The sequence below is a fragment of the Oceanicella actignis genome, from assembly GCF_008124525.1.
Taxonomy (GTDB): Bacteria; Pseudomonadota; Alphaproteobacteria; order Rhodobacterales; family Rhodobacteraceae; genus Oceanicella; species Oceanicella actignis.
On the sequence record NZ_VNHJ01000007.1, the window covers coordinates 1 to 26,702 of the forward strand.

Annotated in this window: 25 protein-coding genes; 5 read left to right on the top strand and 20 right to left on the bottom strand. The window is 74.9% G+C overall.

Translation table 11 applies throughout. The features are described 5' to 3' along the window. The 12 genes from LY05_RS10370 to LY05_RS10425 all read right to left on the bottom strand — a co-directional run. Positions 1-467: acetyl-coenzyme A synthetase N-terminal domain-containing protein (locus LY05_RS10370; protein WP_148923128.1), on the bottom strand; the 467-nt coding region annotated here is incomplete at its 3' end. 185 nt (positions 468-652) lie between these two features. Then, positions 653-1,597 carry an AEC family transporter gene (locus tag LY05_RS10375; protein WP_148923129.1) on the bottom strand — a complete coding sequence of 315 codons (945 nt, stop codon included), beginning with the start codon at positions 1,595-1,597 and terminating at the stop codon, positions 653-655. 8 nt (positions 1,598-1,605) lie between these two features. Then, positions 1,606-2,433: an MBL fold metallo-hydrolase gene (locus LY05_RS10380; RefSeq protein WP_072747610.1), complete on the bottom strand. Its 828-nt coding sequence runs from the start codon at positions 2,431-2,433 to the stop codon at positions 1,606-1,608. Further along, the gene (locus tag LY05_RS10385) at positions 2,430-3,239 is read right to left on the bottom strand and encodes a TatD family hydrolase (RefSeq protein WP_148923130.1); all 810 of its coding nucleotides are present in this window, start codon (positions 3,237-3,239) and stop codon (positions 2,430-2,432) included. The genes LY05_RS10380 and LY05_RS10385 overlap by 4 nt, the downstream gene beginning before the upstream one ends. 51 nt (positions 3,240-3,290) lie before the next feature. Continuing rightward, complete coding sequence (locus tag LY05_RS10390; RefSeq protein WP_072747608.1) at positions 3,291-4,424, bottom strand: DNA polymerase III subunit delta'; 1,134 nt, start codon at positions 4,422-4,424, stop codon at positions 3,291-3,293. Further along, entirely contained in the window at positions 4,421-5,056 is a 636-nt protein-coding gene (gene tmk, locus LY05_RS10395) for a dTMP kinase (protein WP_148923131.1), read from the bottom strand. Before tmk ends, LY05_RS10390 begins: the two co-directional genes overlap by 4 nt. Then, entirely contained in the window at positions 5,053-6,315 is a 1,263-nt protein-coding gene (locus LY05_RS10400) for a D-alanyl-D-alanine carboxypeptidase family protein (protein WP_148923132.1), read from the bottom strand. Before LY05_RS10400 ends, tmk begins: the two co-directional genes overlap by 4 nt. 30 nt (positions 6,316-6,345) lie before the next feature. Beyond that, positions 6,346-7,497 (bottom strand): SPOR domain-containing protein, encoded by a 1,152-nt coding sequence (locus tag LY05_RS10405; RefSeq protein WP_148923133.1) that lies wholly within the window; start codon positions 7,495-7,497, stop codon positions 6,346-6,348. A 338-nt stretch (positions 7,498-7,835) separates the two neighbouring features. After that, the gene (locus tag LY05_RS10410) at positions 7,836-8,561 is read right to left on the bottom strand and encodes an alanyl-tRNA editing protein (protein ID WP_072747605.1); all 726 of its coding nucleotides are present in this window, start codon (positions 8,559-8,561) and stop codon (positions 7,836-7,838) included. Then, complete coding sequence (locus tag LY05_RS10415; RefSeq protein WP_148923134.1) at positions 8,558-11,005, bottom strand: DUF3772 domain-containing protein; 2,448 nt, start codon at positions 11,003-11,005, stop codon at positions 8,558-8,560. Before LY05_RS10415 ends, LY05_RS10410 begins: the two co-directional genes overlap by 4 nt. A gap of 30 nt (positions 11,006-11,035) precedes the next feature. Beyond that, positions 11,036-12,076 carry a cysteine synthase A gene (locus LY05_RS10420; protein ID WP_148923135.1) on the bottom strand — a complete coding sequence of 347 codons (1,041 nt, stop codon included), beginning with the start codon at positions 12,074-12,076 and terminating at the stop codon, positions 11,036-11,038. Positions 12,077-12,190: 114 nt separating this feature from the next. Beyond that, a complete protein-coding gene (locus LY05_RS10425; RefSeq protein WP_170258974.1) occupies positions 12,191-13,222 on the bottom strand; it encodes a pseudouridine synthase in 1,032 nt (343 codons plus the stop codon). Positions 13,223-13,583: 361 nt separating this feature from the next. Between LY05_RS10425 and LY05_RS10435 the strand changes: the two genes are divergently transcribed. Further along, positions 13,584-14,129 (top strand): GNAT family N-acetyltransferase, encoded by a 546-nt coding sequence (locus LY05_RS10435; protein WP_148923138.1) that lies wholly within the window; start codon positions 13,584-13,586, stop codon positions 14,127-14,129. After that, complete coding sequence (locus tag LY05_RS10440) at positions 14,126-14,620, top strand: nucleoside deaminase (protein ID WP_249041931.1); 495 nt, start codon at positions 14,126-14,128, stop codon at positions 14,618-14,620. The genes LY05_RS10435 and LY05_RS10440 overlap by 4 nt, the downstream gene beginning before the upstream one ends. A 320-nt stretch (positions 14,621-14,940) precedes the next feature. Here the strand turns inward: LY05_RS10440 and LY05_RS10445 are convergent, their stop codons facing one another. Further along, positions 14,941-15,624: a metal-dependent hydrolase gene (locus LY05_RS10445; RefSeq protein WP_148923139.1), complete on the bottom strand. Its 684-nt coding sequence runs from the start codon at positions 15,622-15,624 to the stop codon at positions 14,941-14,943. A gap of 146 nt (positions 15,625-15,770) precedes the next feature. On the opposite strand from LY05_RS10445, the gene LY05_RS10450 reads away from it, so the two are divergent. From LY05_RS10450 to gatA, 3 genes are all read left to right on the top strand, one after another. Next, positions 15,771-16,457: a ceramidase domain-containing protein gene (locus tag LY05_RS10450; RefSeq protein WP_148923140.1), complete on the top strand. Its 687-nt coding sequence runs from the start codon at positions 15,771-15,773 to the stop codon at positions 16,455-16,457. A 423-nt stretch (positions 16,458-16,880) separates the two neighbouring features. Beyond that, the gene (gatC, locus tag LY05_RS10455) at positions 16,881-17,168 is read left to right on the top strand and encodes an Asp-tRNA(Asn)/Glu-tRNA(Gln) amidotransferase subunit GatC (RefSeq protein WP_072747598.1); all 288 of its coding nucleotides are present in this window, start codon (positions 16,881-16,883) and stop codon (positions 17,166-17,168) included. Between the two features lie 76 nt (positions 17,169-17,244). Beyond that, on the top strand, positions 17,245-18,732 hold the full coding sequence (gene gatA, locus LY05_RS10460; RefSeq protein WP_148923141.1) for an Asp-tRNA(Asn)/Glu-tRNA(Gln) amidotransferase subunit GatA: 1,488 nt from the start codon (positions 17,245-17,247) through the stop codon (positions 18,730-18,732). 322 nt (positions 18,733-19,054) lie between these two features. Here the strand turns inward: gatA and cobM are convergent, their stop codons facing one another. The 7 genes from cobM to LY05_RS10495 form a co-directional block, all read right to left on the bottom strand. Then, positions 19,055-19,819, bottom strand: a complete 765-nt coding sequence (gene cobM, locus LY05_RS10465; protein ID WP_148923142.1) for a precorrin-4 C(11)-methyltransferase — start codon at positions 19,817-19,819, stop codon at positions 19,055-19,057. Continuing rightward, the gene (gene cobJ / locus LY05_RS10470) at positions 19,816-21,675 is read right to left on the bottom strand and encodes a precorrin-3B C(17)-methyltransferase (RefSeq protein WP_148923236.1); all 1,860 of its coding nucleotides are present in this window, start codon (positions 21,673-21,675) and stop codon (positions 19,816-19,818) included. Before cobJ ends, cobM begins: the two co-directional genes overlap by 4 nt. Before the next feature lie 83 nt (positions 21,676-21,758). Further along, on the bottom strand, positions 21,759-22,469 hold the full coding sequence (cobI, locus tag LY05_RS10475) for a precorrin-2 C(20)-methyltransferase (RefSeq protein ID WP_148923143.1): 711 nt from the start codon (positions 22,467-22,469) through the stop codon (positions 21,759-21,761). Continuing rightward, positions 22,466-23,668: a precorrin-6y C5,15-methyltransferase (decarboxylating) subunit CbiE gene (gene cbiE / locus LY05_RS10480; protein WP_072747594.1), complete on the bottom strand. Its 1,203-nt coding sequence runs from the start codon at positions 23,666-23,668 to the stop codon at positions 22,466-22,468. Before cbiE ends, cobI begins: the two co-directional genes overlap by 4 nt. Further along, positions 23,665-24,342 carry a precorrin-8X methylmutase gene (locus LY05_RS10485; RefSeq protein ID WP_148923237.1) on the bottom strand — a complete coding sequence of 226 codons (678 nt, stop codon included), beginning with the start codon at positions 24,340-24,342 and terminating at the stop codon, positions 23,665-23,667. The genes cbiE and LY05_RS10485 overlap by 4 nt, the downstream gene beginning before the upstream one ends. 905 nt (positions 24,343-25,247) lie before the next feature. After that, positions 25,248-26,393 (bottom strand): sirohydrochlorin chelatase, encoded by a 1,146-nt coding sequence (locus LY05_RS10490; RefSeq protein WP_148923144.1) that lies wholly within the window; start codon positions 26,391-26,393, stop codon positions 25,248-25,250. Continuing rightward, positions 26,390-26,635 carry a DUF6732 family protein gene (locus tag LY05_RS10495; protein WP_072747592.1) on the bottom strand — a complete coding sequence of 82 codons (246 nt, stop codon included), beginning with the start codon at positions 26,633-26,635 and terminating at the stop codon, positions 26,390-26,392. Before LY05_RS10495 ends, LY05_RS10490 begins: the two co-directional genes overlap by 4 nt. Positions 26,636-26,702 lie beyond the last annotated feature (67 nt).

The following is a 26,702-nucleotide window of genomic DNA, read 5'->3' on the forward strand; positions in this document are numbered from 1 at the left end:
GCGCAGGCCAGCATCGCATAGGCCGCCGCCGGGATCATCGGCAGATACAGCACCACCCGGTCGCCCTTCGACACCCCCATCGCCCGCAGAACGTTCGCAAAGCGGCACACCTGGCGGTGAAGCTCGGCGTAGGTGATGTGTTCGCTCACTCCCGGATCGTCCGATTCCCAGATGATCGCCGTCTGATCCGCCCGCTCCTTCAGGTGACGGTCCACGCAGTTCGCGCACACGTTCAGCGTCCCGTCCTCGAACCAGCGGATCGACACGTCGGGATACGCGAAGGACGTGTTCTTCACCTTCGTATACGGCCGGATCCAGTCCAGCCGACGGCCATGCTCGCCCCAGAAAACCTCGGGATCCGAGATCGAGCGCGCATACATCCGCTCGTAGCCCGCCGCGTCGACATGCGCCCGCGACGATATCTCGGGCGGAATCGGGTAGATCCTGGGTTCGGTGGTCTCGCTCATCAGGGTTCCTCCGGTCTGCGGTCTGAAGCGCCGCGGGCGGGCGCGGCGTCGGCGCGCCCGGCCCTGTTGACCCGAGGTCATAGCACAATTCGCAAAGAAATGCGCAACTTTCTGACCCTGAACGATTTTTTTGTAAATTTACATACCGATGCGACGTCAAGAATGTGAATTCTTGACGCGCCGGTTCAGAATCCCGCCGCCTCGAGCGCGAACAGCCAGAACGACGCCGTCGCCACCGAAGCCGCCGTCGCCATCAGCACCGTCGAGGCCGCCACCGCCGTCGCGCGCTGATACATCGCCGCGAAGACATAGGCGTTGATCCCCGGCGCCATGGCCGCCGTCACCACCGCCGAGCGCACGAACTCGACCGGCAGCGCGAACACCCATCCCGACAATACAAGGGCGATGGCCGGATGCACCAGCAGCGACAGGACCGAGACCATGATCCCCTCGCCCAGCCCGCCGCGGATCGCATAGCGCGTCAGCGCGCCGCCCAGCCCGAACAGCGCCGCCGGAAGCGCCGCGCGCGCCAGCATCTCGACCCCCGCCAGCGCCGGCTCGGGCAAGGCGAAGCCGCTCGCATTCGCCGCCAGCCCCAGCGCCAGGCCGATGGTCAGCGCGTTGCGGAACATCGTCCCCGCCACGGCGCGCAGGGTCGCCGCGACGCCGCGTCCGTCGGCGCGCACGGTCTCCATCGCCAGGATGCCCACCAGATAGCATAGCGGCGCATGGATCGAGATGATCACGTAGTTTCCCGCCACCGCATCCGCGCCATAGGCGCGCTGGGTGATCGGCAGCCCCAGCAGCAGCGAATTCGAGAACAGCGCCGCGAAGCCGATCGCGACGCTCTCGCCCGGGCGGCGGCCGAACAGCCGCCACGCCCCCAGCGCCCCCAGCGCGAAGCACAAGAGCGCCCCGGCGTAGAAGCTGACCAGAAGCCGCCAGTCGTATTGCGCGTGCAGGTCCAGCCGATACATGCCCAGGAACAGCAGGCACGGCACGCCGAAGCGCATGGCGAAGGCCAGCACCCCGTCCACATGCCCCGGCTGGAAGAAGTTGGCGCGCGCGGCGCCGTAGCCGCCGGCGACCACCACGAAGACCGGCAGGATGATGCGCAGGATGTCCAGCATCGCCGCCCTCAGGCGTCCGCCGCGGCGTCGGCCGGCGGGAAGGCGTCGGGAAAGACCAGCGTCATGCCGTCATGGGCGGGCTCGACATGGTCGGGCGTGCGCGCGGCGACCTCGTCATAGTCCATGTCGATGTGCATGTTGGTCAGCACCCCCCGCCGCACGCCGGCGCGGGCGATCCAGGACAGGGTCTTGTCCAGATGCGCGTGGGTGGGATGGGGCTTGTAGCGCAGCGCGTCCACGATCCAGGTGTCGGCGCCCTCGAGCGCGGCCCAGGCCTCGTCGGTCATCTCGTGCACGTCGGGCAGATAGACCGCCGGCCCGATGCGAAAGCCCAGCGCCGCGATCGCGCCGTGATCGACGGCGAAGGGACGGAAGGGAATCGGCCCGCCGGCGCCGTCGATGACGAACGGCCCCTCGATGGTGCGCAGGTCGAGGATCGGCGGATAGGGCGAGCCCTCGGGCTGCACGAAGGCGTAGCCGAAGCGCCCGATCAGGGCGTTCTGCGTCTCGGGCGAGGCATAGACCGGCAGGCGCGCGCGGCGGTTGAAGACGATCATGCGCAGATCGTCGAGCCCGTGGACATGGTCGGCGTGCTCATGCGTGTAGAGCACCGCGTCCAGCAGCCCCACCCCTGCATCCAGCAGCTGCCGGCGCAGGTCGGGCGAGGTGTCGATCAGCACCCGCGTGACGCCCTGCGGCCCCTCGCGCTCGACCAGCAGCGAGCAGCGCAGCCGCTCGTTGCGCGGGTTGGTCGGGTCGCACGCCCCCCACAGCCCGCCAAGGCGCGGCACGCCCCCCGACGAACCGCACCCCAGGATGCGCAGGCGCAGGGTCATGCCGTGGCCTCCTGCGGCGCCCAGGCGGCGGCCTTGGCGAAGAGGCGCTCGAAATTGGCGGTGGTCGCGGCGGCGAACGCCTCGAGCGACAGGCCGAACAGCTCGGCCCCCACCTGCGCCGTCAGCGCCACATGGGCCGGCTCGTTGCGTTTGCCCCGATGCGGCGGCGGCGCCAGGTAGGGCGCGTCGGTCTCGACCAGGATGCGGTCGAGCGGCGCGTCGCGGAAGATGGCGCGCAGCGCGTCGCTGCGCTTGAAGGCGGCGATGCCGGACATGGACAGGTGGAAACCCAGCGACAGGGCCTCTTCGGCCAGCGCCCGGCCCGACGAGAAGCAGTGCATCACGCAGCCGAAGGCGCCGGCGGCGCGCTCTTCGCGCAGCACGCGCGCCACGTCCTCGTCGGCGTCGCGCGCGTGGATGATCAGCGGCAGCCCGGTGCGGCGCGCCGCCTCGGCATGCACGCGCAGGCTTTCGATCTGGGCGTCGCGCGTGTCGGCCGAATAGTGCAGGTCGATGCCCGTCTCGCCGATGCCGACCATCTTGGGGTGGCGCGCCAGCGCGACCAGCGCCTCGACCGTGGCCTCGGGCGAGCGGCCGACATTCATCGGGTGGACCCCGACGGCGTAGAAGACCGGGGCGTGCTCCTCGGCGATGGCGCGCACGCGCGGCTCCTGGTCGAGACGGGTGCAGATGCTGACCATCCGCGTCACCCCCGCCGCCTGCGCGCGCTCGATCACCTGAGGCAGGTCGTCGGCGAAGTCGGGAAAGTCGAGGTGGCAGTGGCTGTCCGCAAGGACGGGAGGCATGGGCGGCTCCGGCGTTCGTGACCCGATGCGCGGCGGCGCCGGCTTGCGGCGTCAGGCCTGCCGCGCCGCGCGGGCGGCGGCGGCGTCAAGCGCCAGCAAGGTATCGAGCATGATCTGCGCCGGGTCAAGATTGACCGCGCGCGCCGCGCGCGCGCGCGCCGGCGCCGTCATGGCCGCCTCGGCCCAGATGCGCGCGCGCGCCTCGCCGCCGCCCAGCCGCCGATGCAGGGCCTCTTCCTCGGGCGTCGCCGCTTCGGGCGCCGCGCCCAGCGCAGCGCCGCGCGCCAGCCGCGCCAGCAGCAGCGCCAGAAGGCGCAGCGCGGCGTCGAAGCGTTCCTCGCCCGCGGGGCCGGCGCACTCGGCCGCAAGGCGCTGCATCTCGACCCGGTCCATGCCCGGCGCGCCGGCCAGGAGCCGCGCCAGGCGCCGGAACAGCGCCGGTCCGTCGGCCGCGCGCAGCCGCAGCGCCTCGCCCGCCGAGCCGGCCGCCAGCGCCGCCAGCGTCGCCGCCTCGTCCGAGGCAGGATCCAGCCCGATCGCGCGCGCCAGCGGCTCGGCCGCCAGAGGCCGCAGCGCCAAGCGGCGGCAGCGCGAGCGGATGGTGGGCAACAGCCCCGCCGGCGCGTGGCTGACCAGCAGGAACAGGCTGCGCGCGGGCGGCTCCTCGATCAGCTTGAGCAGCGCGTTGGCGGCGCTGGGGTTCAGGTCGTCGGCCGAATCCACGATCGCCGCCCGCCAGCCGCCATCGGCGGCGGTGCGGCGGAACAGCTCGGCCATGGCGCGGGCGTCCTCGACCACGATCTGCGCGCGCAGGCGCTTGCGCGCCGGGTCCCAGCCGCGGCGCAAGAGCCGCAGCCGCGGCTCGGCCAGCGCCGCGGCGCGGCGAAAGACCGGATGCGCGGGATCGAGCGCCAGGCTGTCGGGCGCCGGCCCCTCGGCGCCGCCTTCGGACCAGGCCAGCACCGCCCGCGCGATGCGCCAGGCCAGCGTGGCCTTGCCGACGCCGCGCGGCCCCTCGAGCAGCCAGGCGTGGTGCAGACGCCCGCCGCGCCAGGCGTCCAGAAAGGCGCGCTCGGCGGCCTCCTGCCCGAACAGCGCGACCGCCTCGCGCGGGTGGGGGGCGCCCTCGACCCGGTCGGGCTCGGGCGGGGCGGCCTCGGGCTCGATCTCGGCCGGGCGCCTCATGCGCGCGCCTCGAACAGCGGCGCCGCGGCGGCCCAGACGCGCGCGGCCACGGCCTCTTCGTCGCCCTCGGCGTCGATCAGGCGGCAGCGGGCGGGGTTGGCGGCGGCCAGATCGCGGAAAGCGGCGCGCACCCGCGCCTGAAAGGCCAGGCCGAAGCGCTCGAAGCGCTCCTCGGCCGTGCCGCGGGCCAGGCCGCGCGTCAGCCCCGTGCGCGGCGCGATGTCGAGGATCAGCGTCAGATCGGGCTCGATCCCGATGGCCAGCGCATGCAGCGAATCGGCCAGCTCGGCGCCGGCGCCGCGCACCACGCCCTGATAGACGCGGCTCGAATCGGCGAAGCGGTCGCACAGCACCACCGCCCCGCGCGCAAGCGCCGGCGCGATGGTGCGCTCGACGTGATCGCGCCGCGCGGCGTTGAAGAGCAGAAGCTCGGTCACCGCCGACCAGCGGGCCGGGTCGCCCTCGAGCACCAGGCGGCGGATCTCTTCGGCGCCCGGCGCGCCGCCCGGCTCGCGCGTCTCGACCACCTCGCGCCCCTGGGCGCGCAGGCGGACGGCCAGGCGGCGCAGCTGGGTCGTCTTGCCGGCGCCGTCGGCGCCCTCGAAGCTGAGGAACACGCCGCGCGCGCTCACCGCGCGCCCTCCGCGCCCTCGCCGGCGACATCCTCGGCCGCCTGGCTGAGCGCGCGCATGGCCCGGGCGAAGACAAGGCGCGCGGCGGCCTTGAAGCGCTCGGGGAAGCCGCCCTCGGGCACGGCTTCGGCCGCCACCACCGGGACCTCGATGGGCGCCATGTCGGGGGCCTCGATCACCAGCCGCGCCACCTCCTGCCCCCTGGCCACGGGCGCCTCGAGCGGACCTTCGTAGACGATGCGCGCGCGCAGCTTGTCGCGCGCGCCCCAGGGCACGGTGGCGACCACGTCGCGCGCGACCGTCAGCGGCGCGCTGGGGCGCGCGCCCAGCCACACCTCGGCCTCGCCCAGGATCTGCCCGGCGGCGTAGAGCTTGCGGTTCACGAACTCGCGGAACGCCCATTTGACCAGGCGCTCGGCCTCGAGCGCGCGGGCCTTGGCGTCGGGCAGCCCGCCGATCATCAGGATCACGCGCCGGTCGCCGCGCCGGGCCGACCCGACCAGGCCGTAGCCGGCCTCTTCGGTGTGACCGGTCTTGAGCCCGTCGGCGCCGACATCGGCGAAGAGCAGCGGGTTGCGGTTGCGCTGGCGGATGCCTTCCCAGGTGAACTCGGTCTCGGCGAAGATGGGGTAGTATTGGGGGAAATCCTCGATCAGCCGCTGCGCCAGGGTCACCAGATCGCGCGGGGTCATGCGCTGGCCCGGATCGGGCCATCCGGTGGCGTTGGCGAAATGCGATCCGCGCAGGCCCAGCTGCCGGGCGCGCTCGTTCATGCGCGCGGCGAAGGCCTCCTCCGAACCGGCCAGGCCCTCGGCCAGCACGACGCAGGCGTCGTTGCCCGACTGGACGATGACGCCGCGCAGAAGGTCGGCGACGCGGATCGCGTCGCCCTCGCGCGCGAACATCTTCGAGCCGCCCATGGCTGCCGCCCGCGCCGAGACGCGGAAGCGATCCTCCATGGACAGGCGGCCCTCGGCCAGCGCCTCGAAGACCATGTAGACGGTCATCAGCTTGGACATCGAGGCGGGCGGGATCGGAACGTCGGGGTCGCGCGCCAGAAGCTCGGCCCCCGTGCCCGCGTCGATCACCAGCGCGGCCCGCGCGGCGGTGTCGAGCGCGCGCGAGGGCGCGGCGGAGCCAAGCGCCAGCGCGGCGAACAGGGCCGCGGACAGGGTTGCGCGCAGGCTGGGGCGCAAGATGGGGCGCAGGCTGGGACGCGGCGGGCGGGAGGCGGCGGAGCGCGGCGTGGCGTCAGGCATTGCGCTGTCCTTCTCGTGCGGCGGCGCCGGTCATCGGCGCACGCGCATGGCGTCGGGAAAGCCCGCGGCACGGGCAAGGTCCAGGGCGTCGCGCGCGGCGCCCTCCCGGGCGAAGGGGCCGAGCAGCAGACGCACCCAGCCGCCCTCGGGCGCGCCGACGCGCACCGGCAGCCCCTGGGCGGCGAAGCGGCGCGCGGCAGCCTCGGCGTTCGCCGGGTTGCGGAAGCTGGCCACCTGAACATACGGCCGTTCCGGCGCCTCGGCCAGATCCGGCGGCACGCCCGCCTGCGCGCCCTGCGGCGCGGCGGCGCCAGCCTTGGGCGGCGGCGCGCCGCGCGCCGTCTCGGCGCCGGACGCGGGCGCGGCGCGGCCCGGCGCCACGCCCGCGGGCGCGTCGGCGCGCAAGACGGCCCCGGGCGAGGCCGAAGCCGCCGCCGGCGACGCGATGGGCGGCGAGGAGGGCGACGGGGCGGGCGACGGGGCGGGCGAAGCGGCGGGGGACCGGCGAGGCGGGGCCGCGGCGCCTGCGCCCGTTCCGACCTCGATGGGGCGGGCGGCGCCAGCTTGCGCAGCCGTGGCGGGCGCCGGCGCCTCTTGCCTTGCCGGATCCGACGGCGCAGGGGCGGCTCCGGCGAGCGCGGGCGCGGCGGCCGCATCGCCCCCCGCCGTCCCGGCGCCGGCGGCCGATGGATGCGCGGCGGGCGACGCTCCGAGGGCCGAGCGCCCCGCCCCGGCCCGCGGCGCGCCCGCCGCCTTGGGCGCCTCGGCGCCCGGCCGCGCTTCGGCGTCAGGCGGCACGCCAGGGGCCTGCGCGCGCGCCTTGGCGACATCGCCCCCGCCCGCCTCCGCCCCCTCCTCGCCGGCCGCCCCGGCGCGCGCTCCCGACGGGGCGGGCGCGAGCGCGGTCAGGCGCACGCGCGCCACCTGCCCCGGTTCGATCCCCAGCGCGCGCGCCGCCTCGGCCGAAAGCAGGATCGAGGGGCCCGCCAGCCATCCCTCGCGCCCCAACAGCGCGCCGTCCACGAAGGCGCCGCCGTCGAGATTGCGGATGCGCCCGCGCAGCGGACCGCGGATGCCCGGATGCGCCGCCCACACGCCGCCGAGCGAGGGCGCGCCGTCCCACAGCGTCAGCCCTTCGACGTCGAAGGCGGCGGGATCCTCGATCAGGGAGGCAGGGGCCAAGGGGGCGGCCGAGGCGGGGGCTTGCGACGACTCGCGCGACGACTCGGGCGGCGTCGAGGCCGGCGCGCCGCCCTCGCGCCCGTCGGCCGGCGATGGCGCCGCCGCCCCATCGCGCGCCGTCGCAAGGCTCGCCGCGCCCACCGCCGCGTCAAGCCCCGCCGCGCCCGCCGCGCCGGGCCGCAGGTCGGGCCGCACAGGCCCTGCGCCCGGCTGCGGCGCGCAGGCGGCGGCGAGCAGCGCCGCGCACGAGGCCAGGGCGCAGCGCCCCGGCGCGGCCCGCGCGCTGGGCCGGGCGCTGGGCCGGGCTGCGCCCGGCAAGGGGCTCGGCGCGCGCGCCCTCACGGCTCCAGATGCAGATGGACGCGCCTGTTGCGGCGGCCCTTCTTCTCGATCTTGCCCAGACGAACGCCCCCGATCAGCCCGGTGCGCGCCACATGCGTGCCGCCGCAGGGCTGAAGGTCGATCGGCGCCTCGGCCGGGCCGATGCGGATCAGGCGCACGCGCCCGGCGCCGACGGGCGGCCGCACGCTCATGGTCTTGACGAGGCCGGGATTGGCCGCGAGCTCTTCGTCCGAGATCCAGGTCTCGGTCACGGGGTGATCCTGCGCCACAAGCTCGCGCAGCCGCGCCTCGAGCGCGTCCCTGTCCTCGGGCGCCTCGGGCATGTCGAAATCAAGCCGCCCGCGATCGGCGGCGATCTGCCCGCCGGTCACCGGCAGCGGAATGACCACCGACAGCAGGTGCAGCGCCGTGTGCACCCGCATGTGGCCCAGGCGCCGCTCGGCGTCGAGGCGCTGCATCACCTCGGCGCCCGGCGCGGGAACGGGGGCGCCGGGCTCGAGGATCAGAAGGCTTTCGTCGCGCCCCGCGCCCTTGAGCGTGTCGGCCACGCGCGCCGCCCCGCCCGCCCATTCGATGACCCCCGTATCGCCCGGCTGGCCGCCGCCGCGCGGATAGAAGATCGGAGCGTCGAGGACCACGCCCTCGGGGCCCGAGGCCAGCACGCGGGCCGGCGCCTCGAACAGCTCGGGGCGCTGACGCCAGAGCGGCGCGGGCGCGCTCATGCCGCGCCCCCCTCGCCGCCGCCCGAAGGCGCCCCGTCGCCCGCCGCGCCGCGCTCGGCCAGCAGCGCGCGCAGCGCGTCCACGTTGCGCAGGTTGAGGTCGCGCTGCGGGAACGGGATCTCGATCCCCTCCTCGCGGAAGCGGCGCTCGATCTCGAAATTCATCTCGCTGCGCACGCTCACCACCTTGTTCACATCGCGCAGATAGGCGCGGATCTCGAAGTTCAGGGCGCTGTCGCCGAATCCCTGGAACACGACGAAAGGCGCAGGATAGCCCATGGTCAAGGGGTGCGCGCGCGCGATCTCGAGCAGGATCCGCTCGACCTTGCGCACGTCCGAGCCATAGGCCACCCCGACCGGCACGATCACCCGGCCGATCGTGTTGCCATGGGTCATGTTCAGCACCTGGCTCGAGATGAGCTCGGAATTGGGCACGATCAGCGTGGCGCGGTCGAAGGTCTCGATCTCGGTCGCGCGCACGGCGATCTTGCGCACCGTGCCCTGGCGCCCGCCGACCTCGATCCAGTCGCCGGTCTTGACCGGGCGCTCGATCAGCAGGATCACCCCCGAGACGAAGTTCGACACGATGTTCTGAAGGCCGAAGCCGATGCCCACCGACAGCGCGCCGGCGACGATGGCCAGGTTCGACAGGTCGAGCCCCGTGGCCGTGATCGCCGCCAGCCCCGCCACCGTGTAGCCCACATAGCCCACGCCCGAGACCACCGCCGCCCGCGCGCCCGTGTCGAGCCGCGTGTTGGGCAGCACCGAGCCGCGCAGCACCGCCTGCACAAGCCGCGTCGCGCTGACGCCCAGCACCAGCACCACGGCGAAGGTGAGGAAGTCGAGCGGCGAGAGGCGCACGTCGCCCACCGCGAAGCCGCCGGTCAGCATCCGCCACCATTCGCTCAGATCCGAGGGCCGCGCGCCCCAGACCAGCGCCAGCAGCGGCAGCTCGACGCACAGGATGGCGAAACCCGCCAGGATCGGGATCAGGCGCAGGCCGCTGTTCTCGTCCCCGCCGACCAGGGCCTCGACCGCGTCGCGCACAAGGCGCTGCAGCACGATCCCCGCCCCGATCAGCCCCACCGTCAGGATCGGCGGCTCGGTCAGATAGCGCGAGGCCGCATAATAGCCCGCGGCCGCAAGCAGCACGCTCAGCGGCGCGCACAGCCGCAGCCCCAGCGCGCCCAGCGCCTGCGCGCGCCGCACCAGCTGGGATTGCTCGGCGACGGCCTCGTCCTCGACCGCCAGATCGTCGCCGCCGGCGCCGGCGGGGGCGGCCGGATCGGGCCGCACATGGCGCGCGAAGGCCAGCATCGCCGTCGCGCCCAGCGCCGTCACGCCAAGGTTCCACACCGCCAGCGTGTTCGGGCTCAGCCCCAGCGCCTGGCCGCCGCGCAGGAAAAGCTGCGCGCAGAACAGCGCCAGCCCCAGCAGCATCGTGGCGCGAAAGGCGCTGCGCGCCTCGCGGTCGTCGGCCGAGGACAGCCGCAATTCGGGATCGTAGGGCGCGTAATAGGCCAGGCCGATCGCCCGCGCGCCCAGAAGCGCGATCAGCGCCGGCGCCAGCGCGTCGGCCAGAAGCCGCCCCGTCGCCCCCGTCAAGCCGCCATGGCGCAGGATCAGCACCAGGCCCGCCGCCGCCGCGGCCGGCGCCAGCACGCGCACCGTCGCGGCGAAGACGGCGATCAGCAGGCGCCGCCCCCCGCCCGCGCCCTCGAGCATGCGGCGGAACATGGACGAGGCGCGCGCGCGCATCGCCGCCGCCGCGCCCGCCGCGGCGATGACCAGCCCCAGCAGCAGCGGCAGGCGGTCCTCGCGCTGACGCGCGCGCACCGGGTCGCTCCAGGCCTGGCGGACCTCGGCGGCCACGCGCGCGCCGAACGCGGCCGTCTCGGCCAGGGCCGGGCGCCAGACCTCGGGCGACAGGGGCGTGGGGCCGCGCGTCAGCAGCTCGCGCGCGAAGCGCTCGCGCACGCTGGCGTCGATGCGCGCGATCAACGCGTCGGCCAGCGCGGCGGCCTGCTCGGCCTTGCGCGCGCGCCCGTCGATCTGGGCCAGCTTCTCGTTCAGCGCGGCGCGCTCGGCGGCGACCGATTCGGCCTCGGTCGCGCCCTCCTCGGGCGGCGGGCCAAGGGCCTGGAGCTGGGCGCGGACCGGATCGGCGTCGGCGCGGATCTTCTGCGCCAGAGCGCGCGCCGCAATCCGCGCCGCGTCAAGCTGCGCGCGCAGCTCCTCCAGCTCCTGGGTGGCGACCTCGGGGTTCTGCAGCAGCTTCTCGGCGCGGGCGGCCAGGGCCTCCCAACCGGCGATCTGCTCGGCCTCGACGCGCGAGGGGTCGCCCTCGCGCGCGCTGGCCGACACCGTCGCCGCCATGGGCGCGGCCAGCGCGGCGACGGCCATCAGCGCGCCGGCCAGCAGCGCGCGCAGGATCTTCAGCTTCATGGCGGAATTCTCCGTGCTCCCGCCGCGCGGTCAGACCTCCTCGAACACCGTCGGCAGCTCGGGCGCCGGCGCCTCGAGCCAGTCGGGCGTCGGAAGTCCCTTTTCGCGCAGGAAGGCGGGGTTGAACAGTTTGGACTGGTAGCGCGTGCCGTAATCGCACAGCACCGTCACGATGGTGTGGCCGGGCCCCATCTCCCTGGCCATGCGGATCGCGCCGGCGACGTTGACGCCGGACGAGCCGCCCAGGCACAGCCCTTCCTCGCGCAGAAGGTCGAAGATTACGGGCAGGGCCTCGGAGTCGGGGATGTTGTAGGCCATGTCCACCTCCAGCCCCTCGAGATTGGCGGTGATGCGCCCCTGGCCGATGCCCTCGGTGATGGACGAGCCCTCGGCCTTCATTTCGCCCTTGGTATACCAGTTGTAGAGCGCGGCGCCGTCCGGGTCGGCCAGACCGATCTTGACGTCGGGCTTGCGCGCGCGCAGCCCCGCGGCGACGCCCGCCAGCGTGCCGCCGGTGCCGACGGCGCAGATGAAGCCGTCGACCTTGCCGCCGGTCTGCTCCCAGATCTCGGGCGCGGTCGAGTCGATATGCGCCTGGCGGTTCGCCACGTTGTCGAACTGGTTCGCCCAGAAGGCGCCGCCGGGCTCAGTCTGGGCCAGGCGCTCGGCCAGGCGGCCCGAATAGCGGACGTAGTTGTTGGGGTTGCGATAGGGAACGGCGGGCACCTCGACCAGCTGGGCGCCGGCCAGGCGCAGCATGTCCTTCTTTTCCTGGCTCTGGGTCTCGGGGATCACGATCACGGTGCGAAAGCCCATGGCCCGCCCGACCAGCGCAAGCCCGATTCCCGTGTTGCCCGCCGTGCCCTCGACGATCGTGCCGCCGGGGCGCAGAACGCCGCGCGCGACCGCGTCGCGGATGATCCACAGCGCCGCGCGGTCCTTCACCGACTGGCCGGGGTTCATGAACTCGGCCTTGCCCAGGATTTCGCAGCCCGTCAGCTCGGAAGCCTTGCGCAGGCGGATCAGCGGCGTGCCGCCGATGGCGTCGGGCATGTCCTTGCACAGTCTCATCGCGTGGATCTCCGTCATCGTCGCGCAGGCGACATACCTAGCCTTGCCGGGCGCGGGCGGCAACCGGCGCGCGCAGGCGCCGGCGGAGCGAAGCGGGCAATTGCGCGCCGCCCCTCATCGGCGGCCGCGCCGCCCCGCGCCCGTCGGCAAGCCGCCCCCGCCGCGGCCGTGGGCGTCCGGCGCGCCGCCCTCGGGCGCGCGGGGCTTGACGCCCTCGGGCGCGCGGGGCTTGCGGGCCGGGCCGGGCTTGCCCGCGGGCGCGGGCGAAGCGGGGCGCGCGGCCTTGCCCTGCGGCGCGCCGTCCTCGCGCCCGCGCAGGCCGCGGCCGCGCCGGGCGCCCTTGCCCGCCGGGGCCGACGCCTGGCCGGCCTCGCCCTCGGGGCGCGGGGGCGCGGGGGCGCGGTCCGAGGGATCGATGGCGATGCCCAGCTGCTCGCGCAGCACCTTGGGGCGGATCTCCTCGACGGCGCCGGGCGCAAGATCGCCCAGCTGGAAAGGCCCGTAAGAGATGCGGATCAGCCGGTTGACCATAAAGCCCAGCGATTCGAGCGCGCGGCGGATCTCGCGGTTGCGGCCCTCGCGGATGCCGATGGTCAGCCAGGCGTTGGCGCCCTGCTGGCGGTCGATGGTCACGACCATGGGCTGGAAGCGCTCGCCATCCACCGTCACGCCGCGCTCGAGCGGGGCCAGCGCCTCGGGCGTCGGCGCGCCCTTCACGCGCACGCGATACTTGCGCAGCCAGCCCGTCGAGGGCAGCTCGAGCCGCCGCTTGAGCGCGCCGTCGTTGGTCAGCAGCAGCAGCCCCTCGGAATTCAGGTCGAGCCTGCCCACCGACATCACCCGCGGCAGCTCGGCGGGCAGGCTGTCGAACACCGTCGGGCGGCCCTTTTCGTCGCGCGCCGAGGTCACCAGCCCGGCGGGCTTGTGATAGCGCCACAGGCGCGGGCGCTCGGGCGCCGCCACCGGCTGGCCGTCCACCTCGATCCTGTCGTCGGGGCCGACATTGAGCGCCGGGCTGTCGATGCGCCGGCCGTTCACCTTGACGCGCCCCTGGGCGATCATGCGCTCGGCCTCGCGGCGCGAGGCGACGCCCGCGCGCGACAGGCGGCGCGCGATGCGTTCCATTTCGTTCTTTTCGCTGGTCATGCCCCTCACTACGCCGCGCGCGCCGCGGCGCCAAGAGCCGTCTGCGCGCCCTTGCCAATCGCCGCGCAAGGGCGAAGATGGAGGCATGACCGCAACGCCTCCGCCACACCGGCCCGACGCAAGGCCCCGAACGCGCCCCGACCGGGGCCCCGCGGCCGGTTGCGAAGCCTCGGCGGGCCCGCCGCAGGCCGCGCGGGCGGGCGCGGCGGCGCCGCGCGAGGCCGGCGCGCGCGGCCCGGACGGACCCGCCCCCGCCCCACGCATCGCCGCCGCGCCCGCAGACGCGCCCACCGTCGCGCCAGCCGACGCGCCACCCGTCGCGCCAGCCCTCGCCCCCGTGCGCTGGCTGCGCACCGCGCGCATGAGCGGCCGCCCCCTGGCCGAATCCGATGCGCCCTTCCTGCGCGCGCTGTTCGCCGATCCAGCCGTGGGCCCTCTGGTCAGCGCCGAGCGCCGCCCCTGGGACGCGGCGCTGGCGGCCGAGGCCGCGGCCGATTACGCGCGCCACTGGCGCCGGCGGGGCTGGGGGCTGCGCCTGTGGATCGAGGGCGGGCGCGCGCGCGGCGTCGCCGGCTTCAACATGTGCGAGATCGGGGGCGTCGAGGCCGTCGAGGCCAGCTTCGCCTTCGTGCCGCGCGCCCAGGGCCGCGGCCTGGCCGAAGAGGCCATGCGCGCCGCGCTGGACGAGCTGCGCCCCCCGGTCGTGTGGGCGGTGATCCATGCCGACAACGCGCCCTCCGAGCGGCTCTTGCGCAAGCTTGGCTTCGCGTCGGCGGGCGCGCTGCCCGCCGAGGGGCCCGAGGAGGTCGCGCCGCGCGCGCGGCTGCTTTTCGTGCGCGCGGCGCAGCGCGAGGCGCCGCCGCGCGCCCCGGGCGCCGGCGCGCGAACCCCCGGCCCGACGACATGAGCGCGCCACGATCCGCGCCGCTCCGCGCGCCCCAGCCCCCCTTCCGCAGCCACATGGCGCTGGCGCTGGACGAAGCGCGCGCCGCCGCCGCGCGCGGCGAAACCCCCGTCGGCGCCGTGATCGTGGACCCGCGCGCCGGCCGGATCGTGGCGCGCGCGGGCAACCGCACCCGCGAGCTGCGCGATCCCACCGCCCACGCCGAAACCCTGGCCATCCGCGCCGCCTGCGCGGCGCTGGGATCCGAGCGGCTGCCGGGCCTCGACATCTACGTCACGCTCGAGCCCTGCCCCTTCTGCGCCGCCGCCATCGCCGCCGCGCGGCTGGCGCGCGTGTATTACGGCGCCGCGGACCCGAAATCGGGCGGAGTCGAGCAGGGGCCGCGCATCTTCGACCACCCGCAGTCGCACCACCGACCCGAGGTCTATGGCGGCATCGACGAGGCCGCCTCGGCCGCCCTCCTGCGCGCCTTCTTCGCCGCCCGGCGCGGCTGAAGACGCCCAGCGCCGCCCCTGCCCGCATCGCCGCGGGCCGCCCGGGCGCGAGCCGCACGGCGGCCCCGGAGCGGGGCCGGGGTCGCCGCGCGGGGCGCGCCTTGCGCGCCGGCTGGCCCGCCCGCGTTACGCCGCGCAGGAGCGCCGCCGCCCCGCTCCGCGGCCCGCGCGCGGCGCCCGATCCGGCGCCCGCGCCCATCCGCCGCATCGCGCCGCGGCCCGCGCGCGGGGCGCGAATCCTGCGCCCCCCGGCTCGCAGCGGGCGGGGATGTCGGCCCACCCCGCGCTCGGCCCCCTCTGCGGGCCGTCGCGGCGCGCGCTCAGAGCTCGAAGGGAACCATGACCTCGGGCTCGAGCACCTGAACCCCCGGCAGCTCGGCCTTGAGCACCTCGGCGTCCTGCGCCAGCAGCGGGAAGGTCTTGTAGTGGCAGGGGATGACCGTCTTGAAATCGAAGAAGGTGCGCGCCGCATAGGCCGCCCGCCGCTGATCCATGGTGAAATGGCCGCCGCAGCACAGGATGCCGATCTCGGGCCGGTGCAGATCCTGGAAGATCGCCATGTCGGCCATCACGTCCGTGTCGCCCGAGAAGTAGATCGTGCGCCCCTCGCCGGCGATCATGAAGCCGGCCTCGGTCCCCGAATAGGGCAGGTCCGGCCCCGACGAGGAATGCGTCGCCGAGACCATGGTCACCGCCGTCTCGCCCAGCGCGACCGTGCCGCCCTTATTGAAGCCGATGGTGGGCACGCCGCCGGCGACGCGGAAATGCTCCATCAGGTCGTAGATGCCCACGATGGGCGCGCCCGTGGCCTTCGAGATCTCGACCGCGTTCGCGCTGTGGTCGCCGTGGCCATGGCTGATCAGGATGTGCGTGGCGCCCGCCACCGCCTCGTCGAATCGGGCCTCGTCGAACATCGGATTGCCGCGAAGCCAGGGATCGACCAGCAGAACCTGGTCGGCGATCTCGATGCGGAAGCCGGAATGGCCAAGCCATGCGATCTTCATGAATGCTCCTCCTGCCGCGATTGCCGTATCGCTTCGGTCCGCTATCATCGCCCCCGAACGGGCCGCTGGCAAACCCCGCGCGCAAGGGGCGCGGCGGGCCCCCGACGCGGCCGCATCGAGGCGGGCGAGCGAAGCGAGGACGCGGCATGGCATTCGACCCCTACCGGCACATCGACGATTATTGCGAGCGCGTGGACGCCGCCTTCTGGGGCGAGCCGCTCAACGCCCTCACCAACGCCGCCTTCCTGATCGCCGCCTGGGTCTGCTGGCGCGCGGCGCGGCGCGCGGGCGGGCCCGACTGGGCATCGGGGCTGCTGATCGGCCTGATGGCGACCATCGGCGTGGGCTCGTTCCTGTTCCACACGCTGGCCAACGGCTGGTCGCTGTGGGCCGACGTGATTCCCATCCAGCTGGCGATCGTCAGCTACTTCTACATCATCGGCGTGCGCTTTTACGGCCTGCCGCGCTGGGGCGCGGGCGCGCTGACGGCGGGGGCGCTGGCAGCGATCTTCGCGCTGGGAACGGCGCTGACCGCGGCGCTCGGGCCGATGAACGGCTCGAGCGGCTATCTGGCCGTGGCGCTGGTCATCCTGGCGCTGGCCGCAGGGCTGGCGCTGCGCGGGCATCCGGCGGGCGGGGCGATCGCGGCGGGCATGGGGATCTTCGCCGTCTCGCTGACGCTGCGGACCATGGACATGGCCTGGTGCGAGGCCCTGCCCATCGGCACGCATTTCATGTGGCATGTGCTGAACGGCGTCACGCTGGGCTGGCTGACCCTGGCGGTCATCCGCCATGGCGGCGGCGCGCGCCGGGCGGCCGAGGCGGGGCGCTGAGCCGCGGCCGCCCGGTCCCTCGCCCCTTCGCGCCGCATCCGGGCGCGGAAGGGCTGGCCGCACGAACCGGCCGCGCGGCGCCGGCCGGCCGCGCGGCCCCGCGCCGGGGCGCCATGCAGGACCTTCGCCGCCGCGCGCCGGCGCCTCCGCCCGTGCGCCTCCGGGCGCCCCCGCCCATGCGCCATCCACCAGGCGCCCCCGCCATGCGCCATCCAGGCGCCCCGCCCGTGCGCCCTCCCCCGCGCCCCGTCTCCGCGCCCGGTCCCTGCGACCCATCCCTGCTCCCGATCCCTGCGCCGCGCCCCTTGCGCCCCGCCCGCCCGGCGCTTAGAACCGGGCCGGATCGCGCCGGGCTTGACCGCCGCGCCCCGCCGCCGGCCCCGCGCCCGGCCTCGTCCGAACGCAGTTGACAGGATCCGCCCGATGGCCATCGACAAGGACACCGCCCGCCGCGTCGCGCATCTTGCGCGCATCAGGGTCGAGGAGACCGAGCTCGAGACGCTCGCGCGCGAGCTTTCGGGCATTCTGGAGTTCATGGAGCAGCTTGCCGAGGTGGACGTCGAGGGCGTCGAGCCCATGACCTCGGTCACGCCCATGGCCCTCAAGCGCCGCAAGGACGAGGTCACCGACGGCGGCATCCGCGACAAGATCCTGGCCAACGCGCCCGACGCGCGCGACGGCTTCTTCACGGTGCCCAAGGTCGTCGAGTGAGCCGCCGGCGCCCGCGCGCCGCGCCCTGCCGCCCGTCCCCGCACCGCACCGCCAGCCGCCCCACCGGAGCCCCGCCATGTCCGACCTGACCCGACTGACCATCGCCGAGGCGCGCGACCTTTTGCGCGCGCGCAAGATCAGCGCCGCCGAGCTGGTCGAGGCCAGCCTGGCCGCCATCGAGGCCGCCGCGCCGCTGAACGCCGCCGTCGAGATCACCGCCGAGCAGGCGCGCGATGCCGCCCGCCGCGCCGATGCGCGCCTGGCCGAGGGCGACGCGCCCGACATGTGCGGCATCCCCATCGGGGTCAAGGACCTGTTCTGCACCGAGGGCGTGCGCAGCCAGGCGGCGTCGCGCATTCTCGAGGGCTTCCGCCCGCCTTACGAGAGCACCGTCACCGCCCAGCTTCGCGACGCGGGCGCGGCGATGACCTGCAAGCTGAACATGGACGAGTTCGCCATGGGCTCGTCCAACGAGACCTCGTGCTACGGCCCGGCGGTCAACCCCTGGCGCGCCCGGGGATCGGACGCGCGGCTGACGCCGGGCGGCTCGTCGGGCGGCTCGGCCGCGGCGGTGGCGGCGGGGCTGTGCCTGGGCGCCACGGGCACCGACACCGGCGGCTCGATCCGCCAGCCCGCCGCCTTTGCGGGCATCGTGGGGGTCAAGCCGACCTACGGGCGCTGCTCGCGCTGGGGGATCATGGCCTTCGCCTCGTCGCTGGACCAGGCCGGCCCGATGACGCGCACCGTGCGCGACGCGGCCATCATGCTGCGCGCCATGTCCGGGCACGACCCCAGGGATTCGACATCGGCCGACATGCCCGTGCCCGATTTCGAGGCGGCGCTGACGGGCGATCTGCGCGGCAAGCGCATCGGCGTGCCGCGCGAATACCGCATGGAGGGCATGCCCCCCGAGATCGAGGCGCTGTGGGCCCGCGGCGCCGAGATGCTGCGCGACGCGGGCGCCGAGCTTGTCGACATCTCGCTGCCGCACACGAAATACGCCCTGCCCGCCTATTACGTCATCGCGCCGGCCGAGGCCTCGTCGAACCTGGCGCGCTATGACGGCGTGCGCTACGGGCGGCGCGCCAAGCTGGCGCCGGGCGACGGCGTGACCGAGATGTATGAGAAGACCCGCGCCGAGGGCTTCGGCCCCGAGGTGCGCCGGCGCGTGATGATCGGCGCCTATGTGCTCAGCGCCGGCTATTACGACGCCTACTACCTGCGCGCGCAAAAGGTGCGCACGCTGATCAAGCGCGATTTCGAGCAGGTCTTCGAACAGGGCGTGGACGCGATCCTGACGCCGACCACCCCGTCGCCCGCCTTCGAGCTGGGCGCCATGGCCGAGCAGGACCCGGTGAAGATGTATCTGAACGACGTGTTCACCGTCACGGTCAACCTCGCCGGCCTGCCCGGCGTGTCGGTCCCCGCGGGGCTGAGCGCCGAGGGGCTGCCCCTTGGCCTTCAGGTCATCGGCCGCCCGTGGGAGGAAGGGCCGATGATGAACGTCGCCTACGCCATCGAGCGCGCCGCCGGCTTCGACGCCCGCCCCGAGCGCTGGTGGTGACGCCCCCGCGCCGCCCCTGCGCCGCGCGCCTTCCCGGCTGAGCGGGCGGGCGCAGGCGCGGCGGCGCGAGCCCGGCGCAAGGGCGCAATTCCGCGCCCCGTCCTTCAGGGCGCGAACCGCCGCGCCGCCCGCCATGGCGTCCGCCCCCGCCTCGATCCAGGCGCGGCGCCCGAACCCCGCGGCCGGCGCGCAAGCGCCCCACGCCAAGCCCTGGCAGGCAAGCCTCATGGCCCCGCGCGCAAGCCGAGCCGACCGGCGACGCAGCCCTGCGCCCCGGCGCGCGGATCGCGGCGCGGGGCCGGCCGCAACGGCGGCCCGAGGCTCAGTTGCTGCGGCGGGGGCGCAGGACGTGCGGATGGGCGCCGTCGTAAAGGGCGCTGTCGCGGAAGGCGCCGGGGTCTAGCGCCCGCCCCACCAGGATCAGCGCCGTGCGCGTCAGCTTGGCCGCGCGCACCTTCGCGCGAATGTCGGCCAGCGTGCCCTCGATGAAGGCCTGATCCGGCCATCCCACCCGATAGGCGACCACGACCGGGCAGTCGGCGCCGTAGAGCGGGATGAGCTTGCGCTCGATCTCGCGCAGATTGCGGATCGACAGGTGGATCGCCAGCGTCGCGCCGGTGCGGCCGATGGTCTCCAGATCCTCGCCCTCGGGCATGGCCGAAGACTTCATCGCCGTGCGCGTCAGGATCACCGTCTGCGCCACCTCGGGCACGGTCAGCTCGCGCCCCAGCGCCGCCGCCGCGGCGGCGAAGGCGGGCACGCCCGGCACGATCTCGTAGTCGATGCCCGCCGCGCGCAGGCGGCGGATCTGCTCGGCGATGGCGCCGTAAAGCGACGGATCGCCCGAATGCACCCGCGCCACGTCCTCGCCGCGGTCGCGGGCGGCCTCGATCTCGGCCATGATCTGGTCCAGCGTCATCGGCGCCGTGTCGATGACCCGCGCGCCGGCGGGCGCCTCGGCCACCACCGCCTCGGGCACCAGCGAGCCGGCGTAAAGGCACACCGGGCAGGCGCGGATCAGCCGCAGCCCCTTGACCGTGATCAGATCCGGGTCGCCCGGACCCGCGCCGATGAACCACACCTTCATGCCGCGCTCCCTTCCTCGCGCCCCGCACCCGCGCGCGCGTCGATCCGCCTGGCGTAGCCGCGCGGCGTATACATGCGCGGCCCCTCGCCCAGCATCGCCAGGCGCGATTGCGACGAGCCCACCAGCACCACCGTCAGCATGTCCACCTCCTCGACGCGCAGCGCGTCGAGGCGCCGGTAGGCGATGCGCTCTTCGGGCCGGCCCAGCGACGAGGCCAGCAGCACCGGCGTGTCGGGCGGGCGGCGTTCGAGCAGCATGTCGCGGGCGATGGCCAGCAGGTCGCGCCGGCGGCGCGAGACGGGGTTGTAGAAGGCGATGACGAAATCGCCCTCGGCCGCCGCGCGGATGCGTTGCAGGATCGTCTCGCGCGGGGTCAGCAGATCGCTGAGCGAGATGGCGCAGAAATCATGGCCCAGCGGCGCGCCCGCCCGCGCCGCCGCCGCCTGCAGCGCCGAGACCCCCGGCGCCGAGATCACCTCGACCCGCCGCGCCGCGTCGCCGACGCCGCCCTTGTCCGGCGCGCGGTCCATCAGCTCGAACACCAGCGCGCCCATGGCGTAGATCCCCGCATCGCCCGAGCACACGATGGCCACGTTGCGCCCCCGCCCCGCTCGCTCGAGCGCGTAGCGGCAGCGGTCCTCCTCGGCGCCCAGCGGAAAATCCGCGCGCGGCTTGCCCGCCGCAAGCGGCCCGAGCAGGTCGAGATACAGGCTGTAGCCCACCAGCTCGTCCGCCTCGGCGATCAGGCGCGAGGCCTCGGGCGTGCGCCAGTCGGCCTGCCCCGGCCCGATGCCCACCAGCGCCACGCGCCCGCGCGCGCGCCCCGCCGCCCATGGCGCCGCGCCGGGACCGATGCGCGCCGCGGCGCATGTGGCGTTGGCGCTCTTGCGCTTGGGCGCGATCAACGCGCCCTCGGGGCCGGCCAGCGCCAGCGCCGCGCCCTCGGCCACGCCGTGGCAGCCGACCTCGGCCAGCACCGTGGGCGAAGGGTTGGCCAGCCGCGGCGCCTCGGCTTCAAGCTGTTCGGCCGTGAACAGCCGCAGCGGCGCGCCAAGGGCGCGGGCGGTCTCGATCACCGCCGGCTCGTCGGCCTTCAGGTCCAGCGAGCCCGCGAAGGCCACCTGCAAGGGCGACAGCCCCGCCTCGCGCAGGGTGCGCCGCGCCAGATCGGCCATCTCGGCCGGATCGCAGCCGCGCGCGCAGCCCAGCCCCAGCGCGACGTCGCGCCGCCAATAGCGCAACGGCCCGGCGCCGCCCGCCGCAAGCGTCGCCGTCGGGGCCGGAGCGGCGCTTGCCGGCGCCTCGGGCGCCGCTCCGGCCGCGCCGGAGGCGGGCGGCCTGCCCGCCCGCGCAAGCGCCTCGGCCAGCCACGGCGCCTCGCCGGTCATCGCCGGCGCGGCGCCCGAAAGCAGCGCCGCGGCCAGCGCCTTCGCATCCTCGGGGTTCTCCAGCGCCCAACCCTCGGGCGGCTCGTCCAGCGCCACGCCCAGCGCCAGATCGCCCGCCGTGGTCAGCGCCGCCGCCCCGCCCAGCGCCGCGGCCAGCGCGCGCGCCATGCGGTTCGCCCCCCGGTGCCCGCCCAGCAGCGGCACGGCCGCCGAGCCGTCCTCGGCCAGCGCCACCACCGGCGGCTCGGCGCGCTTGTCGCCAAGAAGCGGCGCCAGGGCGCGGATCACGATCCCGGCGGCGCACACCGCCACGATGGGCCGGCCCGCGGCGAACAGCGCGCGCAGATGCGCGGCCGCGTCCTCGAAGGGCGCGCCCTCGTCGACGCGCCCGGCGCGCCCGTGCAGATCGGCGCCCAACGCGCGCGCGGCGCGGCGCGCGGTCTCGAGCCCCGAGGCCGTCAGGCACAGGACGGCCGGGACCGCGCCGGGCGCATAGGCCCGGGGGCGGATCTCGGGGCGGGAGTCGGGGCGGAAGTCGGGGCCGGCGGCGGTCAGGTCAGCCAAGGATCGTTCCCCTTGTAGATCAGGATCATCGAGAAATACGGCGCCTGCTCGGGCGCCTGCGCCAGCGGAACCGCGCGCTGGACGGGCAGCGAGGCGCGCTCGACATAGCCGGCGCGATCGGCCAGCCCCATGCGCCCCAGCAGCGCGCGGATGCGGGCGAAATGGCGCCCGACCTTCATGATCGCGACCGCCTCGGCGCCCTCGATGCGGCGGCGCATCTCGTCGTCGGGCAAGGGGCCGGGGATGACGGTCAGCACGTCGTTGCGCGCCGTCAGCGGCCGGCCCAGCGCGGCGGCGCAGGCGCCCAGGCTGCTGACCCCCGGCGTCACCTGCACCCGGTGATGGGGCGCCAGACGCGCATGCACATACATGAACGAGCCGTAGAAGAATGGATCGCCCTCGCACAGCATCACCACGTCGCGCCCCGCATCGAGGCGGCGGGCGATGCGCGCGGCCGCCGCGTCATAGACGCCCTGGGCGGGGTGGCGCTCGACGGCCATGGGGACCTCGATGCGCAGCTCTTCGGCGTCGGGGCGGATATGCGCGCGGGCGATGGCGCGCGCGAAGCTGTCGCCGCCGGCCGGGGCCAGATAGGCGACGACGTCGGCCGCGCCGATCAGCCGCGCCGCGCGCAGGGTCAGAAGCTCGGGGTCGCCCGGCCCGACCCCGACGCCGTGAAGCGTTCCGGTCGCGCTCATCGCTTGATCAGGCTCCACTGCACCACCGGCATCAGCGGCCGCCAGCCCTTGAGCCGCCCCACCGGCTCGACCCGCTCGACCGAGATGCGGGCCAGATCGCCCCCCATGCGGGCATGCAGACCCAGCAGGACCGCCTCGCTTTCCAGCGTCACCGCGTTGGCCACCAGCCGCCCCAGCGGACGCAGCGCGCGCCAGCAGGCCTCGAAGACCTGCTCGCTCAGCCCTCCGCCGATGAAGATGGCGTCGGGCGCCGGCAGCCCCTCGAGCGCGGCCGGGGCCTCGCCCTCGATCAGCTCGAGGCGCGGCGCGCCCAGCGCCAGCGCGTTCTCGGCCGCCATGGCGCGGCGGTCGGCGCGCGGCTCGATGCCGATGGCGCGGGCGTAGGCGGCGGCGCGCATCCACTCGATGGCGACCGAGCCGCAGCCGCAGCCCACATCCCAAAGCAGCGCCCCGCGCATGGGCATCAGCTTGCCCAGCGTGGCGGCGCGCACCTCGCGCTTGGTCATGGTCCCGTCATGGCGGAAGGCGTCGTCGGGCAGGCCCGGCGCGCGCGGCAGCAGCGCGGCATCGGGCGCGGCCACGCATTCGACCGCCAGCGTGTTGAAGGCCGGCACCTCGTGCGACCAGCTTTCGGCCAGCCCGTCGAAGCGCGCCTCGTCCTTGCCGCCCATGGCGGCGAAGACCGTCATGCGGCTGCGCCCATAGCCCCGTTCGGTCAGGAAGCGGGCGATGCGCGCGGGGGTGTCCGAGCCGGTGGTCAGGATCAGCAGGCGGATATCGGGCTGGATGAAGGCGATCATCTGCTCGACCGGGCGGCCGTGGACGGTCAGCGTCTCGACGTCGGCCATGGACCAACCCATGCGCGCGGCCGCCAGCTGAAAGGCCGACAGCTGCGGGTGGTAGACGATCTCGGCCGGGTCCAGCGCGCGCCCGATCCGCGCCCCGACCGAGAACCAGAGCGGATCGCCCGTGGCCAGCACCACCACGCGCCGCCCGCGCAGCGCGCGCAGCGTGTCGATGAGCGCATCGAAGGGCGAGGGCCACGAGATGCGCTCGGCCTTGACCTTGTCGGACAGGCGGTGGTGGCGCTCGCCGCCGATGATGATCTCGGCGCTTTCGACGATGGCGCGGGCGGCGGGGCTGAGCCCCTCCATCCCGTCCTCGCCGATGCCGACGACATGAAGCCAGGGTTCGCTCATGACAGCCCCTTCGCGATGGCGTTGACGGCGGCCGAGGCCATGGCCGATCCGCCCCGGCGCCCGCGCAGCGTCAGGAAGGGCGCGCCGCGCGGGTCGGCGGCCAGCTCGGCCTTGGACTCGGCGGCGCCGACGAAGCCCACGGGAAAGCCGAGTATGGCGGCGGGCCTGGGCCAGCCCGCATCCAGCAGCTCGAGCAGGTGGAACAGCGCGGTGGGCGCGTTGCCGATGGCCACCACCGCGCCCTCGACGCGCTCGCGCCACAGCTCGACCGCCGCGGCCGAGCGCGTGTTGCCGATGCGCTGCGCCAGCTCGGGCGTGCGCGGGTCGTTGAGCGTGCACAGCACCTCGACCCCGGCGGGCAGGAGGCTGCGGATGACGCCGGCGGCGACCATCTCGCAATCGCACAACACCGGCGCCCCCGCCATCAGCGCCTTGCGCGCCGAGGCGACGACGTCGTCGGACCAGGCCAGGCGGTTGGGCACGTCGGCCATGCCGCAGGCATGGGCAAGGCGCACCGCCACGTCGCGCAGATCCTCGGGCAGGTGATCGAGCCGCGCCTCGGCGCGCACGGTGGCGAAGCTTTCGGCGTAGATGGCGGCGGGGTCGCGCTCGTATCGCAGGCGCCGCGCGCCGGGAACGACGGCCCCCGACAGCGCGTGCTCGAGACCCAGCATCCACCCCTCTTCGCGCGCCACGGCCTCGCGCTCGGCCTCGCCCAGCTCCTCGGGGCCGGCGAACAGCGGAGCGAGGCGGCCCTCGGCGTCCAGCGCCGCCAGCTGCGAGGCGGCGGCGCGCACGCGCGCGGCGCGGGGGGGCTCGCCGGGGCGCGGGGCGGCCTCGACGAAGGCCAGGGCCGCTTCGGCGAAGACGATCGGCGCGGCGTCGGTGTCGGGGGCGGTCAGCCCGGTCTCGAAGGGCCAGATGCGCGCGCCCTCGAGCCGCGGATCGTCGCGCAGCCGGGCGACGGCGGGAATGCCGGTCAGCGCCTCGCCGCCGACCGAGCCGACGCCGTTGAGCTGCCACACCGGCGCGGGCCGCGCGCCGCGCGCGGCGGCCCAGGCCTCGGTCAGGCGCAGCTCCTCGAGCCCCAGCTGCGAGAAGGCCGCGGCCTCTTTCGGGCGCAGCTGGCTCAGTCCCGGATGGCGCTGGCTGGGCGGGTGCCCCCAGAAGGGGCCGTCCGCAAGGCCGAGGCGGCGGTTGAGCTCGCCGGCGATGGCGAATCGGTTGTTGTGATTGGCGCCCGTGTCGATCAGCGCCTCGGTCAGCCCGGCCCAGACGGCCATCCAGTCCGAGGCGCCGTAGGCCGCCGCGGCGAAGCCGCGCGGATAGCCGAAGGGAAAGCCGAACCCGGCCAGGACGCGCCGCCCCGAGGCGCGCTCTTGCGCCAGAAGATCGCCCAGCGCGCGCAGCGCCTCGGCCCGGGTCGGCGCGCTTTCAAGGCGCGCCAGCCCGTCCTTGCGCCGGTGCAGCGCCCAGGTCGGGGCGTCGGCGCCGGCGCCGGGCTGGCCGGCGGCCGACCAGGCGACGATCAGGTAGCTGTCGAAAAGGCTCACGGGTCTGCGCTCCTGCGCCCTGGGGCTCAACGGGGGCGCTTGAGGTGCTTGCGCACGCTCTGCGGCCCCAGCGGATGATCGGCGTGGGGGTAAGGCGGGTGGTGGTGATGGTGGTGGCCATGGTCATGGCCGTGCCCATGGCCGTGCGCGTGCCCATGGCCGTGCGCGTGCCCATGGCCGTGCGCGTGGTCATGCCCATGCTCATGCTCATGCGCCGCGTCCAGGCGGCACGCGCCGGTGCAGAAATCGTCGCACAGCGCGCAATCGGCCACGTTCGAGCCGGGCGCCGAGGCGCCCTGCCCCTCGACATGGTGATGGTGGCTTTCCTGCGGCATCCCCACCTCGGCCTCGAAGCCCAGCACCTGCGCGCGGTATTTGCACATGGCGCAGTTCATGGCGTTCTGACCCTCGAGGATCTCGGTCACGCGCTCGGCGAAGGTCTCGATCACCTTGGGGTGGTCGTTCAGATACCCTGCCTTCACGAACTCGATGTGCGGATGCGCCTTGGCCACCAGGTCGGCGAAGCCGTAGATGCGGTCGATGAGGATGCCCGTGAACAGGAAATAGGGGAACACGATCACCCGCCTGTAGCCCAGCCGCGCGACATGCTCGAGGCAGGGCTCGACCAGCGGGAAGGTGACGCCCGAATAGCCGGTCTCGGCCCAGCCGAAGCCCATCCCCTCCCACAACAGGCGGGTGATCTTGGCGACGTTGGAATTGGCGTCGGGGTCCGAGGCGCCGCGCCCGATCACCACCAGCGCCGTCTCGGTCAGCGGCACGGGGCCATGCTCGGCGTCGGCGCGCGCCACGGCCTCTCGCACGCGGTCGGCGGCGGCGGCGATCATCTTGGGATCGACGCCCAGCTCGCGCCCGTATTGCACGGTGACGCCATGCTCGGCGGCGTAGGCGTTCAGCACCGAGGGAATGTCGTTCTTGGCATGCATGGCCGCGAACAGCATCCCCGGCACGGCCAGGATGTGGTCGCAGCCCTGCGCGCGCAGCCGGTCCAGCCCGGCGCGGATGACCGGATTCGCGAATTCGAGATAGCCGTATTCCACCGGCCAGCCCTGCGGCAGATGCGCCGGCAGCTTCTGCGCAAGCACGGCGAATTCGTCCACCGCGGCCTGGCTGCGCGAGCCATGGCCGCAGATCATCACCCCGATGCGGCTCATGCGCGCTGGTCCGCGCCCGAGGCCTCGGGCTGCGCGTCGGCCTGCGAATCCTCGGCCTCGTCCTCGGCCTCGGCCGCGCGGCCGCGGCTCTTGGCCAGCCACGCCGCCAGCGCGGCGGCGGCCAGCATGGCGCCGGCGGCCAGCCAGTGGCTGTGGCCCGAAACCTCGGCCAGGTGCCCCGGATGGGCCAGGGCCGGCGCGGCGGCAAGCCCCAAGACGGCGGCGATAGCGTGACGGGTCATGGTCGGGTCCTTTCCTCCTGCTGCGCCGAGGAGGAAGCCCGCCGCGCCCGATGGCCCGGCCGGCCGG